The following is a 13,909-nucleotide window of genomic DNA, read 5'->3' as shown; positions in this document are numbered from 1 at the left end:
TGTCGCTGCAACGTGTGCCGCCGCGAACTGTTCCGAAGATTTGCGAAGGCGGATGCGGCTTGCGGATATCTGCGCTCGATCACCTCGTGATCGATTCTAACGTTCAGAGCATTGCTCTTGCGAAAAAACGGTTCCCACTTTTTCGCGCAATGCTCTAGGCTCGCGCCATGGAGCTGCTCATCCCCCTCATCGCGGGCCTGGCGCTGATCTGGCTGATCGGCCGCGGCGTGCCCTGGGACGCCAAGCTGATGACCATTGTGGTGACGCTCGGCGTCATCGTCGTGGTCGTACTGCTCGAGCGCAACGACCTCTGGCCCGAGGCGTTCCGGCGGCGCTAGAGCAGGATGCGAAAAGTGGGAACCGGTTTTCGCATCGATGCTGCTCTAACTCTTTGATGAGAGACGAATTCAGATTTCAGATGGAAGCGCTTTGCGGTTCCATCTGAAATCGTCCGGCTCTAGGACGCCGCCGGTCCGGCCTGGTTCAGGAGACGAGCTTCAGCCCGACGATACCCGCGACGATCAGGCCGATGCAGGCGAGGCGCAACGCCGTCGCCGGCTCGCCGAACAGGATGATCCCGAGGGTGGCGGTGCCGATCGTGCCGATGCCGGTCCAGATCGCATAGGCGGTGCCGAGCGGCAGGCTCTTCAGGGCGAGGCCGAGCAGGCCGAGGCTGACCACCATGCTGCCGACCGTCAGCATGGTCGGGACGAGGCGGGTGAAGCCGTGCGTGTATTTCAGCCCGATGGCCCAGCCGATCTCGAACAAGCCGGCGAAGAAGAGATAAGTCCAGGCCATGGCGGCCCTCCTCATGAGAAGGGCGGGGTCGTCCACGCCTATGGGGAAACGCGGGCGAAAGGCCTGCGGAGGTCGTCCTCGCTGGCTGATCTAGCGAGCCGGGCCCGAAGGTTCAAGTCGCGGGGGCTGCGGAGCTCAGCCGTCTTCGCCGGCGCCTGCAGTCGCCAAGGCACCATGCAGCAGGCGGCGGCACTCGATCAGCTCGGAAAGTGTCGCCTTCAGGAAGGCGAGATCGTCGGCGCCGACCAGCGGCTGGGCCGAGCGTGGCAAGGAGGAGAGCAGCGCCTTGGCGGCGAAGCCCGGCTCGGCAGCAGCGGCTCCGTGGTGATGCTGCGTGGGCTGAGCTGCTGGCATCGGCGCGGCGCGCGAGGGAGCCGCATGGGCTGCCGCAGCCGAAGGAGCGGGCGCATTGCCGCCGGCGATCTCGCCGCCACGGCCAATCGCCTGGACATAGCGCGGCCCCTGTTCCTTCAGGATGCGCTGCAGGCCCTTGATGGTGTAGCCCTCGCCGTAGAGCAGGCGGCGGATGCCCTTGAGCAGGGCGACATCGTCGGGCCGGTAATAGCGCCGGCCGCCGCCGCGCTTCAGCGGCTTGATCTGGGAGAAGCGCGTTTCCCAGAAACGCAGGACATGCTGGGGAATGTCGAGGTCTTCGGCGACCTCGCTGATGGTTCTGAATGCGTCTGGGCTCTTGTTATCCAATTCGGCCTCGAATCCGCCGTCGTGGAACTCCAGAGTCACTCCTCCTCACCTACGCCATTCAGTCCGTTGATCCGCGCCTTCATCACGTTGGACGGCTTGAACACCATCACGCGACGCGGCTCGATCGGGACTTCGACGCCGGTTTTCGGATTACGCCCGATTCGCTCGCCTTTGTCGCGTACTACGAACGAGCCGAACGAGGACAACTTGACGTTTTCCCCACGCGCGACCGCGTCACAGATCTCGTCCAGCACAGCCTCGACCAGCTTGGACGACTCCGTCCGCGACAGGCCGATCTTCTGGTAGACCGCCTCACACAGGTCAGCGCGCGTTATCGTTTGCCCCGCCATCAATTCCTCCAAGGCGTTTATTCCAGCAGCGGCGTCCCCGTTTACCCTAGCCCCACCGGAGGCGGACGCTAGGCGGGCAGGCGATTGCGGTCAATCCTCGAAACGCCCGCATAGGTTGAAAAACGCGGAAAATCCGCGCTGATAGCCGCTAAGAAAATGTCATAGATCAAAAGCGCTTAGCTTGCGCGGCCAATCCGCGCCGTTACCAGCGGATCAGCGCCGAGCCCCAGGTGAAGCCGCCGCCCATCGCCTCGATCAGCACGAGCTGGCCGGGCTTGATGCGCCCATCCATGTGGGCCTGCGCCAGAGCGAGCGGAATCGAGGCCGCCGAGGTATTGCCGTGCTGGCCGACGGTGACGACGACCCGCTCCTCACTGATACCGAGCTTATGCGCGGTGGCGTCGATAATACGGCGATTGGCCTGGTGCGGCACGAACCAGTCGATGTCGGCACCGGTGAGCCCGGTCTCCTCGAAGGTATGGCGCACCGTGTCGGCCAGGTTGACCACGGCGTGCTTGAAGACCTCGCGGCCCTCCATGCGCAGGAAGCCCACGGTTTTGGTCGAGCCCGGGCCGCCGTCGACATAGAGCTTGTTCATGTAGCGCCCGTCGGAGCGGACATGGGTCGTCAGCACGCCGCGGTCGGCCAACGTGCCGGCGCCCTCCTCGGCCCTGAGCACGACAGCGCCGGCGCCGTCGCCGAACAGCACGCAGGTGGCGCGGTCCTCCCAGTCGAGGATGCGCGAGAAGGTCTCGGCGCCGATGACGATGGCGGTCTTGGCCGCACCACTGGTCAGGAACTTGTCGGCGGTAGCGAGCGCGAAGACGAAGCCGGAGCAGACGGCCTGCAGGTCGAAGGCAGCGCCCTGCGTGATGCCGAGCGCAGCCTGGATCTGCGTCGCGGTCGCCGGGAAGGTATGGTCCGGCGTCGCGGTCGCGACGATGATGAGGTCGACCTCGCTCGCCGGAATGCCGGCGTCGGCAAGTGCGGCCTCGGCAGCCTTCAAGCCGAGCGTGCCGGTGGTCTCGTCATCGGCGGCGATGTGGCGGGCATGAATGCCAGTGCGCTGGACGATCCACTCGTCGCTGGTGTCGACCTTCTGCGCCAGCTCGGCGTTGGTCATGATGCGCGCCGGCAGATAGGAGCCGCAGCCGCGCAGGACGGATCGCATTCTGGACAAGGACGTTTCTCTTCCCTACTCGCCGGCGGCGACTTGTGGGCTTTCCGGTGCCGCGCTGGGCCGCGCCGTCGCGGCGACCATCTCGCGCACCTTGGCCATCAGATTCTCGCGCGCCATCTCGTAACCCAGTTCGGTCGCGCTGGCGAACCCGACGGCGTCCGTGCCGCCATGGCTCTTGATCACGATGCCTTCGAGCCCGAGGAAGACGCCGCCATTGACCTTGCGCGGGTCCATCTTGTCCTTGAGCGCGGCGAAGGCGCCACGCGCGAAAAGATAACCGATTTTCGACAGCAGCGAACGGCCCATCGCAGCGCGCAGATATTCGCCGATCTGCTTGGCCGTCCCCTCGGCGGTCTTCAACGCGATGTTGCCGGTAAAGCCCTCGGTGACGACGACGTCCACCGTGCCCTTGCCGAGATCGTCGCCCTCGACGAAGCCGTGATAGTCGAGATGCGGGAGCGCACTCTCGCGCAGGATGCGGCCGGCCTCCTTGACCGCCTCGACGCCCTTGATCTCTTCGACCCCAACATTGAGCAGGCCGACGCTCGGCCGGTCAATATCGAGAACGACGCGCGCCATGGCGGCGCCCATCACCGCGAGGTCGACCAGATGCTGGGCATCGGCGCCGATGGTCGCTCCGACATCGAGAACGACGCTCTCGCCACGAACTGTCGGCCACAGGCAGGCGATCGCCGGCCGGTCGACCTGCGGCATCGACTTCAGGCAGAACTTCGACATCGCCATCAGCGCGCCGGTGTTGCCGGCAGAGATGGTGACGTCAGCTTCGCCGGTCTTGGTCGCGTCGATGGCGCGCCACATCGACGACTTGTAGCGGCCATAGCGCAGCGCCTGGCTCGGCTTGTCGTCCATCTTCACCGAGACCTCGGTGTGATGGAAGGTGGTGACGGCCTTCAGCCTGGGGTGGGCGTCGAGCAGCGGCACGACCAGCGCCTCGTCACCGAAGACCACGAACTTCGCGTCAGGGCGACGTTCGAGCGTGAGGGCAGCGCCCGGGATGACCACGGAGGGGCCGTGATCCCCGCCCATGGCGTCGAGCGCGATTGTAACCGGGCGTGTCATGCGGTGGTGATCGATTCCAGGGGCCGTGCCCCCTGCCGGGGCGGCCGGGCGGGCGGCGGACAATAGCGGGTTGGACGCCCGCCGCAAGCCAAGGTGCTGAGGTTTTTAAGGGTCATTCGCCGCGCTTCAGCTGCAAGAGTGCGGCGAAAGGCGATTCGGCCGGCGTCTCGGGCGCCGGCTCGGTGAAGGCGACACCGGGCTTGCGCGGATAAGGATCGAGCGACAGCGCCAGGAATTCGAGCGTGACCGTGCCCAGATCGATCGCGCCATCGACGATCGGCTCCGGCGGCTCCTCCTCGTTCAGCAGCACCTCGATGTCGATTTCATCGTCCTCCGAGGGGCTCGCCATGACGGCGATCTCGGCCTCGGGCGCGAAGTCGAGCTTGACCGGAACATTCAGCTCGACCGGGAAGGGGTCGAGCGTGACGACGCAGTTCTGGTGCAGGCTCGCCTTGATCATGCCCTCGAGCTTCACCCGTTCGCCATTGCGCGAGAGCGAATAGCTCGCCTTCAGCGCCTCGACCGAAGCAACGCCGAGATAGGTCGCGATCGCGGGCAAATCGCCCTGCTCCGGCGCGATCTCGATCGCGACCGGACGCAAGGTGATGCTTTCGACGCGGATCGGGCGGCTGAGCGGCAAAGTGTCCTGAGGAGAAGGAGAAGCGGTCATGCGGGGATGCTGTCGGCGAAGGACGGAAACAACGGATCTGATGCGAGGATATCGTCGAGCGAGCGTGTGGCCAAGACGGCGGCGGCAGCCCTGATATGGCGCGCGAGCGCCACTGCATCGACACCTGGAGCGATATTGCGGGAGAGCGCTGCTGCCAAGGCGCCGCTGTCCTCGGCGGCAAGCGCCTCCTCATAACCAAGGAGGCGGCCATAGAAGCTCCGGCCGATCTTCTTCATCCGTTTCGGCACGGCCACATCGCTGATCCCGCCCTGACGGAAGCCAAGCTCGAGATAGGCGAAGCTGGCGTCGATCAGGTCCTGCGCCGCATCGGCTGCCGGCGCTGGCAGTTCGCGCAGGCGACGCAGCACCAGGAAGAGATGCAGCGTCAGCGCCTCGAAGCGACCCTCGAAATTGTCGGGGATACCACCTTGCAGATACAGGGCAGGCTCGCGCGATGCGCCGACGATGCGCTCCAGCAACGCATTGACCGGCGCCATGCGCGCACGCTTCCTGCCGAACAGGCCGAAGATCACAGCCCCTACCCCGCCTTTCCCAACCGGCTTGGCTAAAAAGCGACTTGCCTTGCCAAAGCCATGCTCGGGCGTTACGCCAAGCGCACCCACCCTGACAAGCGCGACAAGTTCCGCGCGCCTTCCCTCGGATCCGCCAAGCATGACTGCTCCGACCCGCCGTACCGTCCTGATCGGCTCGCTGGCCGCCGCGTTGCCGCTGGCCGGCTGCGGCACCGCCACCAATCTCGGCTTCCGTACCCCGACCTCCGCCGGCCTCAACGAGGAGTTCACCCGCGGCTTTGTCATGGATGACGAGCTGATCGCCAAGGTGAAGCCCGGCATGGACGTGCAGACGGTGCTGACGACGCTCGGCACGCCGTCGACGACTTCGACCGTCGGCAACCGCACCTTCTATTATATCAGCCAGAGGGTGCGCCGGCGCTTCCAGTTCCAGGAGTTCGCCGTGATCGACCAGAACGTGCTGGTGATCTATTTCAACAAGGGCTTCAAGGTCGAGCGCATCGCCAATTACGGATTGCAGGACGGCGTGATCTTCGACTTCATCAGCCGCACCACCCCGACCGGCGGCGAGGAGCAGAGCTTCCTGCGCAACCTGTTCCGCGGCGTCACCAAGTTCACGCCGTTCGGCACCTGACGAGCGCGCCGCTTCCAGACATGCAAAAGCCCCGCGGCGCTGCCGCGGGGCTTTTGCATGGGCGGTCTCGCGCTTCTCAACCGTCTTTCGGCCTGCGGTCCGGCAACGTCATCGCGAACACGCCGAGGATCACCAGCGCGAGCCCGGCCCAGGCGGTCGGGCTCAGGCTCTCGCCGAGGAAGAAGACGCCGATGACGACGCCCGTGGGCACACGCAGATAGGCGACCGAGGTCGTCCCGACCGTGCCGAGCCGGTCGATCAGCCGGAAATAGAGGATGAAGGCGAGCGCGGTCGAGAACACCGAGAGCGCCAGTAGAGCCTGGATCGATGCGGCCGAGGGCGCGAGCGTCCAGGGGCGGTCGACGAACAGGCTGAAGGGAATCAGGATCACCGCGCCGCAGATCAGCGAGCCACAGGCCGGCATGATCGGGACGAGCCCCTTGAAATTGCGCCCGAACAGCGCCGCGCCGCCATAGCAGGCCGCAGCCGCGACCAGAGCGAGCTGGGCCCATAGTTCACGGCCGAAGCCCGACAACGCCTCGACGCCGATGATCAGGCAGACGCCGAGCATGCCGGCCGCGACGCCGAAGAGCTTGCGGCCTGCCGCCGCCTCGGAGCGAAACAGCAGCAGGCTGAACAGGAAGGCGAAGATCGGCGAACCGGCGTTGAGGATCGCGGCGAGACCTGCGTCGACGCTGGTTTCGGCCCAGGCGATCAAGGTGAAGGGCACGGCGCTGTTGAGGCAGGCCTGGATCAGGAAGCGGCGCCAGATGACGGGATCGCGCGGCAGCGTCAGCCCCCGCCAGCGAATGACGACGAGCAGCAGCGCGCCTGCAATGAGCGTGCGCGCCGCGATCAGGGTCAGCGGCGGGATCGTCTCGACCCCGAGCTTGATGAAGCTGTAGGAGGCGCCCCAGAGCGTCGCCAGTACGAGGAGTGCCACGAGGTCGGTCAGGTGCCCCGATCGTGTGGTGGCGGAAGCGGCTGGGGCAGTCATCGGGTCCTCCTTGAGACGGGGGACCATGACAGGCAGCGGCGAGCCCGTCGCGCGGGAACGCTACGGTTCTGGCCGTAGGCTCCTGGGCCTCGGCGATCGTTCAGCGAAACCAGGCAAGCGCGGCGATCACCACCGCGATCCAGAAGAACAGGCCGTACCAGCCGGCCATGGTCGCCTCGAGCTGGCAGGAACCGTCGGCGCCGCGCGCGAAGCCGAACCAGTTGTGCCGCTGCGGCTCGGCTCGAAGGGGCTGCACACGAACGCACCCGAAGGTCAGAATCGGAACGAGCAGCCGCACTGTGGTGTAGCCGAGCATGTCCAGAAAGATGCTGCCGATCACGTCGAACAAATCCGGGCTCCGAAACCGATTCAAGCGGCTGAGACATTGAATCTCATTCGCCTTCCAAGCCTTTCACAACGCGTTGAAAAACCCCGCGGATCGCTCCGCGGGGCCATGTTTCGACAGATCGCGTTTCGTGCTCAGCTATGCGCCAGGATGGCGAGCAGCAGCAGCGCGATGATGTTGGTGATCTTGATCGCCGGGTTCACGGCGGGACCCGCCGTGTCCTTGTAGGGGTCGCCGACGGTGTCGCCGGTGACCGAGGCCTTGTGCGCCTCCGAGCCCTTGAGATGGCGCACGCCGTCCTTGTCGACGAAGCCATCCTCGAAGCTCTTCTTGGCGTTGTCCCAGGCGCCGCCGCCCGAGGTCATCGAGATCGCGACGAAGATGCCGGTGACGATCACGCCCATCAGCATGGCGCCGACCGCGGCGAAAGCCTGATTCTTGCCGGCGATGGCATTGATGACGAAGAAGGTCACGACCGGCGCCAGCACCGGCAGCAGCGAGGGAACGATCATCTCCTTGATCGCGGCGCGGGTCAGCATGTCGACGGCGCGGCCGTAATCGGGCCGATCCTTGCCTTCCATGATGCCGGGCTTTTCCTTGAACTGCCTGCGGACCTCTTCGACCACCGAACCCGCCGCCTTGCCGACGGCGGTCATGCTCATGCCGCCGAACAGGAAGGGGATGAGGCCGCCGAGCAGCAGGCCGACGACGACGTAGGGGTTCGACAAGGTGAAGTCGACGGTGACGCCCTTGAAGTACTGGAAGGTCGTCGAACCCGCCTTGTTGGCCTCGGCCACGAAGAAGTTGAGGTCCGAGGTGTAGGCCGCGAAGAGCACCAGCGCGCCGAGACCGGCCGAGCCGATCGCATAGCCCTTGGTGATCGCCTTGGTGGTGTTGCCGACCGCGTCGAGCGCGTCGGTGGAGTGGCGGACCTCCTTGGGCAGGCCGGCCATCTCGGCGATGCCGCCTGCATTGTCGGTGACCGGGCCGAAGGCGTCGAGCGCGACGACGACGCCGGCCAGCGCCAGCATGGCGGTGGTGGCGATGGCGATGCCGAACAGGCCGGCGAGGCCATACGCGACGATGATGCCGGCGATGATCACGATGGTCGGCAGCGCCGTCGATTCCAGGGAGACCGCGAGGCCCTGGATGACGTTGGTGCCGTGGCCGGTGACCGAGGCCTGGGCGATCGAGACGACCGGGCGCTTGCCCGTGCCGGTGTAGTATTCGGTGATCACGACGATCAGCAGCGTGACCGCAAGGCCGACCAGCGCGCAGCCGAACAGGGCGCCCGAGGTGAAGGTCGCGCCCTGCCCCGTGGTGAACGAGGCCGAGAAGCCGCCGAACATCAGGTAGTTGACCGCGGCGATCGCGCCGACCGAGAGCACGCCGGCGGCGATGAAACCCTTGTAGAGCGCGCCCATGATCGACTGGTTGGCGCCGAGCTTGACGAAAAAGGTGCCGATGATCGAGGTGACGACGCAGGCAGCGCCGATCGCCATCGGATAGAGCATCATCGCGCCGAGCACGGGCTGGCCTGCGAAGAAGATCGCAGAGAGCACCATGGTCGCGACCAGCGTCACCGCATAGGTCTCGAACAGGTCGGCCGCCATGCCGGCGCAGTCGCCGACATTGTCGCCGACATTGTCGGCGATCGTCGCCGGGTTGCGCGGATCATCCTCGGGAATGCCGGCCTCGACCTTGCCGACGAGGTCGGCGCCGACATCGGCGCCCTTGGTGAAGATGCCGCCGCCGAGACGGGCGAAGATCGAGATCAGCGAAGCGCCGAAGCCCAGCGCCACGAGCGAGTCGATGACGACGCGGCTCGAGGGCGCAAAGCCCTTCATGCCGGTCAGGAAGCCGTAATAGCAGGCGACGCCGAGCAGAGCGAGGCCGGCGACCAGCATGCCGGTGACCGCGCCGGCCTTGAAGGCGACGTCGAGACCGTCGCCGAGCGACTGCATCGCGGCTTGCGCGGTGCGGACGTTGGAGCGGACCGAGACGTTCATGCCGATGAAGCCGGCGACGCCCGAGAGCACGGCGCCGATCAGGAAGCCGATGCCGACATAGGCGCCGAGCAGCCAGGTCAGGCCGAGGAAGAGCACGACGCCGACCATGCCGATCGTCATGTACTGGCGCTTCAGGTAAGCCTGCGCGCCTTCCGCCACCGCACCGGAAATCTCCTGCATGCGTTGGTTGCCGGCATCGCGTTTCATCACGTCGCCATAGGCCCATAAGCCGTAGACGATCGATAACGCACTCAAGACGATGATGATGAGCAAGGCCGACATCGAATTTCCTATCCCTGAGAATTCGTCATCCGGGGCAGGACGCCCCGACGGAGCCGGTTTTCCGGTTCTTGAAACGCAGAGAACGGCTCGGTCGGCCTCACAAAGAATCAGGCCAACAGCGCCGATCACCAGTGTCGGATCGGATTGTTGCCCAGTTTCCGCCCGAATCGCAAACGGGTCGGCTGACAATTTTGGAAAGATGTCAGGCCGCGACACATCGGCCTGCAGATCAGCCGCGACCTTTTGAGAGAGGCTCTAAAGCGCGACGTCGCGATTGACGTTCTTGTAGAGCAGGTAGCAGGCGTCGCCGAAGCCGGTCGGATAGAATTGCTGCGGACAGTAGCCGCCCATCCAGATGAAGTCCTCGGCCCAGATCTCGTGCCAGTCCTGCCCGAGGAGATAGAGTCCCTGCCCTTCCAGCATGTAGAGCCCGTGCTCCATCACATGGGTCTCGACATCCGGGAAAAAGGCGCCGGGCTTGAACCACATCAGGTTCATCTCGAAGTCGAAGCGCATGTCGCCATAGGGCAGCAGGAACTGGAAGCCGCGCCCTTCCATGCCGGTGTGATTGGTCAGCGGCACCGCATCGCGATGCGACAGGATCGGCTCGGGCACGGCAAGGCCGGACGCCGGCTCATAGCGCTTGCGCAGCCCGAGCACACGGACCCGGGCATCGCTGTCATTGCGCAGCGAGAATCGGGTCCCGCCCGGAACATAGGCAAAGCTGCCTGGCCGGAAGGAGCCGCTCGCCGAACCGTCGATGGCGAATGCCGCCTCGCCGGAAAGGCCGTAATAGAAGTGCTGGACGCCTTCCTCCGAGAAGGGCGCGAGCGTACCGCCGCCGGGTTCGATCTCGAGCACGTACTGCGCGAACCGGGCGCCGAGCACCGGAGCAGCGAGAATGCGCGCAATGGTCTTCTCGACATGCGGCAACCGGCTGACCAGCACGCCCTCGGGCGGCATGAAGGCGTAGTTCCTCTGCACGACGCCGCGGTTGTGGCCGATCGCGCCCGCTGCGGGACGGCCGGCGAACTGGGGAAGCTGATGGGGGCGCATGCGAGGTCTCCTGCTGGGCGGCGCAGCCTAGACGGCAAGGATCACGCCGCCACGCGCCTCTGCAAGCCCTGCCAGGCGACGAGCGCCAGCGCGATCGCGACCGGCGGGAAGACCAGCCAGTTGACGCTGGTCCAGCCGCCGGCGCTGAGCAGGCCACCGGAGGAGAAGGAGGCGACCGCGACCGAGCCGAAGACCAGGAAGTCGTTGGCGGCCTGGACCTTGACCCGCTCCTCCGGCCGGTAGCAGTCGGTGACCAATGCCGTCGCGCCGATGAAGCCGAAATTCCAGCCGATCCCGAGCAGGACGAGCGCGATCCAGAAATGCGCGACGCTGAGGCCGGTGAGGCCGACCACGGCCGCGAGCGCAGTCAGTACCAGACCAGCGGCCGTGAGCTTCTCCTTGCCGAACCGCGCGATCAGGCGGCCGGTGAAGAAGCTCGGCGCGAACATGGCGAGCACATGCCACTGGATGCCGAGCGCCGCATCGCCGACGCTGTGGCCGCAGCCGACCATGGCGAGCGGCGCCGCCGTCATCACGAAGCTCATCAGCCCATAGGTGACCAGCGCCGCGATCACCGAAGCGATGAACTTCGGCTGGCGCATGATTTCGGATAGCGGCCGGCCACCACCGGACTTCACCTGCGCAACCGGCGGCGCGCGCAGCGCCAGCACGACGCCGATGGCGAGCAACGCCAGAGCGCCCTGCGCCAGGAAGCTCGCGGCGAAGGGCGCAGCCGGCGTCAGATCGCGCGTCCAGTAGACCGATTGCGGCCCGATCACCGCCGCCGCCAGCCCACCGATCATCACCCAGGAGATGGCGCGTGGCTTGAAGCTCTCGCTCGCGGTATCGGCCGCCGCGAAGCGATAGCTCTGGACGTAGGAGCCGTAGAGCCCGCACAGGAAAGTGCCGAGGCAGAACAGCCAGAACAGCCGTTCGGCCACTCCCGTCGCGGCGATGGCAGCGCCGAATGCGCCAAGCAGAGCGCCGACGACATAGCCGCTGCGGCGGCCGAGACGGCGCATCATGAACGCCGCCGGGATCACACCACAGGCGAGGCCGAGCTGCATCAGGCTGACCGGGACGGTGGCGAAAGCCTGATTGGAGACGAGTTGCGAGCCGACGATGCCGCCGAGAGAGATCACGATCGCGGGGCTCGCGCCGCCGAGCGCCTGGGCGCCGGCAAGCACCAGCGCATTGCGCTTGGCGAGGCTGTCGCCGTCCATCACCGGAACATGCTGGTTCATCGCAGCCGCCGACCCTTCGCGGCCCCGCGGCCGCCGTCAGAAATGAGCGAAGGAGCCGCGCGCGAAGCTTCGCGGCCGGCCCGCTTCGATATAGCGCACGCTGCCCGCCTCCGCCGTGACACGCCCAATGCGCGCCAGGCCGAGGCCTGCCGCCTCAGCAGCGGCCGCCAGAGAAGGAAATTCTCCTTCTGGGATCGCACAGAGAATTTCGTAGTCGTCTCCGCCGGTCCAGGCCAGTTCCGCCAATGCGGGATCGGCCATGACGGCAGTGCGGGCCGCGGCCGAGAGCGGCACCGCGTCGAGATCGATCTCGGCCCCGGCTTTCGAGGCCGCCAGCAATTTGGCGAGGTCACCGACCAGTCCATCGGAGATGTCCATCGCGGCCGAGGCATGCGCCTGCAGGGCCGCGGCGAGCACCGTCCGGGGCTGCGGGTGCAGATAGCGGTCGGCGAGGAAGGCGCGGTCGGCTTCCGAGATCTGACCGACCCAGGCGGGCCGATCCGGTCCATGCGCCTTCAGCCCCAGCGCGCCGTCGCCGATCGTGCCGGTGACGGCGACGACATCGCCCGGCTTCGCCCCGGAGCGCAGCACCATGCGGCCGGCGGGAACGCTGCCGAAGGCGGTGATCGAGAGGGTCAGCGGGCCAGTGGTCGAGACGGTGTCGCCACCGATCAGCGGACAACCGCCCTCGCCCGCCATGGCGCCGAGGCCCTCGGCGAAGCCCGCGAGCCAATCTTCGGTCCAGCCTTTCGGTAGAGCGAGCGCCAGCACGAAGCCATCGGGCTTGGCGCCCTTGGCGGCGAGATCAGAGAGATTGACGCCAAGCGCCTTGCGCCCGATCGAGGCCGGCGGATCGTCCGGGAAGAAGTGCACGCCGGCAACGAGCGCATCGACGGTGACGACGAGCTCATAGCCGCGCGCCGGACGCAGCAGGGCGGCATCGTCGACGAGGCCGAGCCCGGCGCGGCCGGCGATCGGCGCGAAATGGCGGGCGATCAGCTCGAATTCACCGGGGGACTGGGTTCCGGCCACGACGCCGCTCACGCCGCCGGCGCGTCGAATTCCTCGGCGCGGACATCGCGGGCCATCTTGTCGAGCACCGCGTTGACCATGCCGACCTCCTCGCCTTCGTAGAAGGAACGGGCGACCGCGACATATTCCGAGATCACCGCGCGGGCCGGCACGTCCTTGCGAAAGGCGAGCTCATAGGCGCCGGCACGCAGGATGGCGCGCACCACCGCCTCGACACGCTTCAGCGGCCAGCCGGAGGCGAGGAGATCGTCGACGGAGCGGTCGACCAGACGCTGCTCGCGGACGACGCCGCCGAGCAGGTCGCGGAAGAAAGCGATCTCGGCCTTTGGGAGTTCGATGTCCTCGACCTCCTTGCCGATCCAGAAGGCTTCGAACTCGGCCATGGCCTCGACCACGCCGCGCCCACCGACCTCCATCTCGTAGAGCGCCTGGACGGCCGACAGCCGGGCGCCGCGGCGCATCTCGGATCGGCTCATTTCGACTCCTCCGCCAGCGAGCGCTTGTAACGCAGCACCGCGAGCGCAGCTTCCGCCGCGCCGCCGCCCTTGTCCATCTCGCTGCGGTTGGCGCGGGCCCAGGCCTGCGCCTCGTTCTCGACGGTGAGGATGCCGTTGCCGAGCGGCAGGGCGAAGGCGACCGAAAGGTCCATCAGCGCACGTGAGCTCTCGCCGGCGACGATGTCGTAATGGCCGGTTTCGCCGCGGATGACGGTGCCGAGCGCGACGACGGCCTCATAGGGATCGACCGCCTCGTCGGCGGCGCGCAGGCCGATGACGATGGCGGAGGGGATTTCGAGCGCACCGGGAACGGTGACGACGTCGACGCGGCAGCCGGCCTTCTCGAGCACGGCGGTCGCGCCGGCGAGCAGTTCGTCGGCCAGGCGGTCGTAGAAGCGGGCCTCGACCACGAGCACGCGGGCATCGTCGAGCGGAGCGGCTGAGGCAGCCGAAGATTGCCGGGATCCGGCCATGATGAAATTCCTCGTCTGGGATTGAG

Annotated in this window: 17 protein-coding genes; 2 read left to right on the top strand and 15 right to left on the bottom strand. The window is 66.6% G+C overall.

Annotated features, from left to right (window positions below; translation table 11 throughout):
- The first annotated feature begins 167 nt into the window (after positions 1-167).
- Positions 168-338 carry a hypothetical protein gene (locus tag ACQKLX_RS10960; protein WP_427361608.1) on the top strand — a complete coding sequence of 57 codons (171 nt, stop codon included), beginning with the start codon at positions 168-170 and terminating at the stop codon, positions 336-338.
- Positions 339-483: 145 nt separating this feature from the next.
- Here ACQKLX_RS10960 and sugE read toward each other — a convergent pair whose 3' ends face one another.
- From sugE to ACQKLX_RS10925, 7 genes are all read right to left on the bottom strand, one after another.
- A complete protein-coding gene (gene sugE, locus ACQKLX_RS10955) occupies positions 484-798 on the bottom strand; it encodes a quaternary ammonium compound efflux SMR transporter SugE (protein WP_427361607.1) in 315 nt (104 codons plus the stop codon).
- 135 nt (positions 799-933) lie between these two features.
- Positions 934-1,500: a MerR family transcriptional regulator gene (locus ACQKLX_RS10950; RefSeq protein WP_427361606.1), complete on the bottom strand. Its 567-nt coding sequence runs from the start codon at positions 1,498-1,500 to the stop codon at positions 934-936.
- A 35-nt stretch (positions 1,501-1,535) separates the two neighbouring features.
- Complete coding sequence (locus tag ACQKLX_RS10945; protein WP_057192231.1) at positions 1,536-1,850, bottom strand: integration host factor subunit alpha; 315 nt, start codon at positions 1,848-1,850, stop codon at positions 1,536-1,538.
- A 202-nt stretch (positions 1,851-2,052) separates the two neighbouring features.
- On the bottom strand, positions 2,053-3,030 hold the full coding sequence (locus ACQKLX_RS10940) for a beta-ketoacyl-ACP synthase III (protein WP_427361605.1): 978 nt from the start codon (positions 3,028-3,030) through the stop codon (positions 2,053-2,055).
- Positions 3,031-3,045: 15 nt separating this feature from the next.
- Positions 3,046-4,110: a phosphate acyltransferase PlsX gene (gene plsX / locus ACQKLX_RS10935; RefSeq protein WP_427361604.1), complete on the bottom strand. Its 1,065-nt coding sequence runs from the start codon at positions 4,108-4,110 to the stop codon at positions 3,046-3,048.
- A gap of 112 nt (positions 4,111-4,222) precedes the next feature.
- A complete protein-coding gene (locus ACQKLX_RS10930) occupies positions 4,223-4,780 on the bottom strand; it encodes a YceD family protein (protein WP_427361603.1) in 558 nt (185 codons plus the stop codon).
- Positions 4,777-5,454: a ubiquinol-cytochrome C chaperone family protein gene (locus tag ACQKLX_RS10925; protein WP_427361602.1), complete on the bottom strand. Its 678-nt coding sequence runs from the start codon at positions 5,452-5,454 to the stop codon at positions 4,777-4,779. The genes ACQKLX_RS10930 and ACQKLX_RS10925 overlap by 4 nt, the downstream gene beginning before the upstream one ends.
- Here ACQKLX_RS10925 and ACQKLX_RS10920 point away from each other — a divergent pair.
- Complete coding sequence (locus ACQKLX_RS10920; protein ID WP_427361601.1) at positions 5,453-5,947, top strand: outer membrane protein assembly factor BamE; 495 nt, start codon at positions 5,453-5,455, stop codon at positions 5,945-5,947. The genes ACQKLX_RS10925 and ACQKLX_RS10920 overlap by 2 nt on opposite strands.
- Positions 5,948-6,023: 76 nt before the next feature.
- Here ACQKLX_RS10920 and ACQKLX_RS10915 read toward each other — a convergent pair whose 3' ends face one another.
- From ACQKLX_RS10915 to ribH, 8 genes are all read right to left on the bottom strand, one after another.
- Positions 6,024-6,944 (bottom strand): DMT family transporter, encoded by a 921-nt coding sequence (locus ACQKLX_RS10915; RefSeq protein WP_427361600.1) that lies wholly within the window; start codon positions 6,942-6,944, stop codon positions 6,024-6,026.
- 100 nt (positions 6,945-7,044) lie between these two features.
- Positions 7,045-7,293: a hypothetical protein gene (locus ACQKLX_RS10910; protein ID WP_427361599.1), complete on the bottom strand. Its 249-nt coding sequence runs from the start codon at positions 7,291-7,293 to the stop codon at positions 7,045-7,047.
- 131 nt (positions 7,294-7,424) lie between these two features.
- On the bottom strand, positions 7,425-9,581 hold the full coding sequence (locus ACQKLX_RS10905) for a sodium-translocating pyrophosphatase (protein ID WP_427361598.1): 2,157 nt from the start codon (positions 9,579-9,581) through the stop codon (positions 7,425-7,427).
- Between the two features lie 255 nt (positions 9,582-9,836).
- Positions 9,837-10,637, bottom strand: coding sequence for a (S)-ureidoglycine aminohydrolase (gene allE, locus ACQKLX_RS10900; protein ID WP_427361597.1), 801 nt, complete (start codon positions 10,635-10,637; stop codon positions 9,837-9,839).
- A 41-nt stretch (positions 10,638-10,678) separates the two neighbouring features.
- Complete coding sequence (locus ACQKLX_RS10895) at positions 10,679-11,881, bottom strand: MFS transporter (RefSeq protein WP_427361596.1); 1,203 nt, start codon at positions 11,879-11,881, stop codon at positions 10,679-10,681.
- Positions 11,882-11,917: 36 nt separating this feature from the next.
- The gene (thiL, locus tag ACQKLX_RS10890; RefSeq protein ID WP_427361595.1) at positions 11,918-12,913 is read right to left on the bottom strand and encodes a thiamine-phosphate kinase; all 996 of its coding nucleotides are present in this window, start codon (positions 12,911-12,913) and stop codon (positions 11,918-11,920) included.
- A gap of 8 nt (positions 12,914-12,921) precedes the next feature.
- Entirely contained in the window at positions 12,922-13,389 is a 468-nt protein-coding gene (nusB, locus tag ACQKLX_RS10885) for a transcription antitermination factor NusB (RefSeq protein WP_427361594.1), read from the bottom strand.
- A complete protein-coding gene (gene ribH, locus ACQKLX_RS10880; protein ID WP_427361593.1) occupies positions 13,386-13,883 on the bottom strand; it encodes a 6,7-dimethyl-8-ribityllumazine synthase in 498 nt (165 codons plus the stop codon). The genes nusB and ribH overlap by 4 nt, the downstream gene beginning before the upstream one ends.
- Positions 13,884-13,909: the final 26 nt, after the last annotated feature.

This window comes from Allobosea sp. NPDC003192, from assembly GCF_050275675.1.
Classification (GTDB): Bacteria; Pseudomonadota; Alphaproteobacteria; order Rhizobiales; family Beijerinckiaceae; genus Allobosea.
Note: the sequence above shows the minus strand (reverse complement) of the source record. Positions and strands in the feature narration are given on the sequence as shown.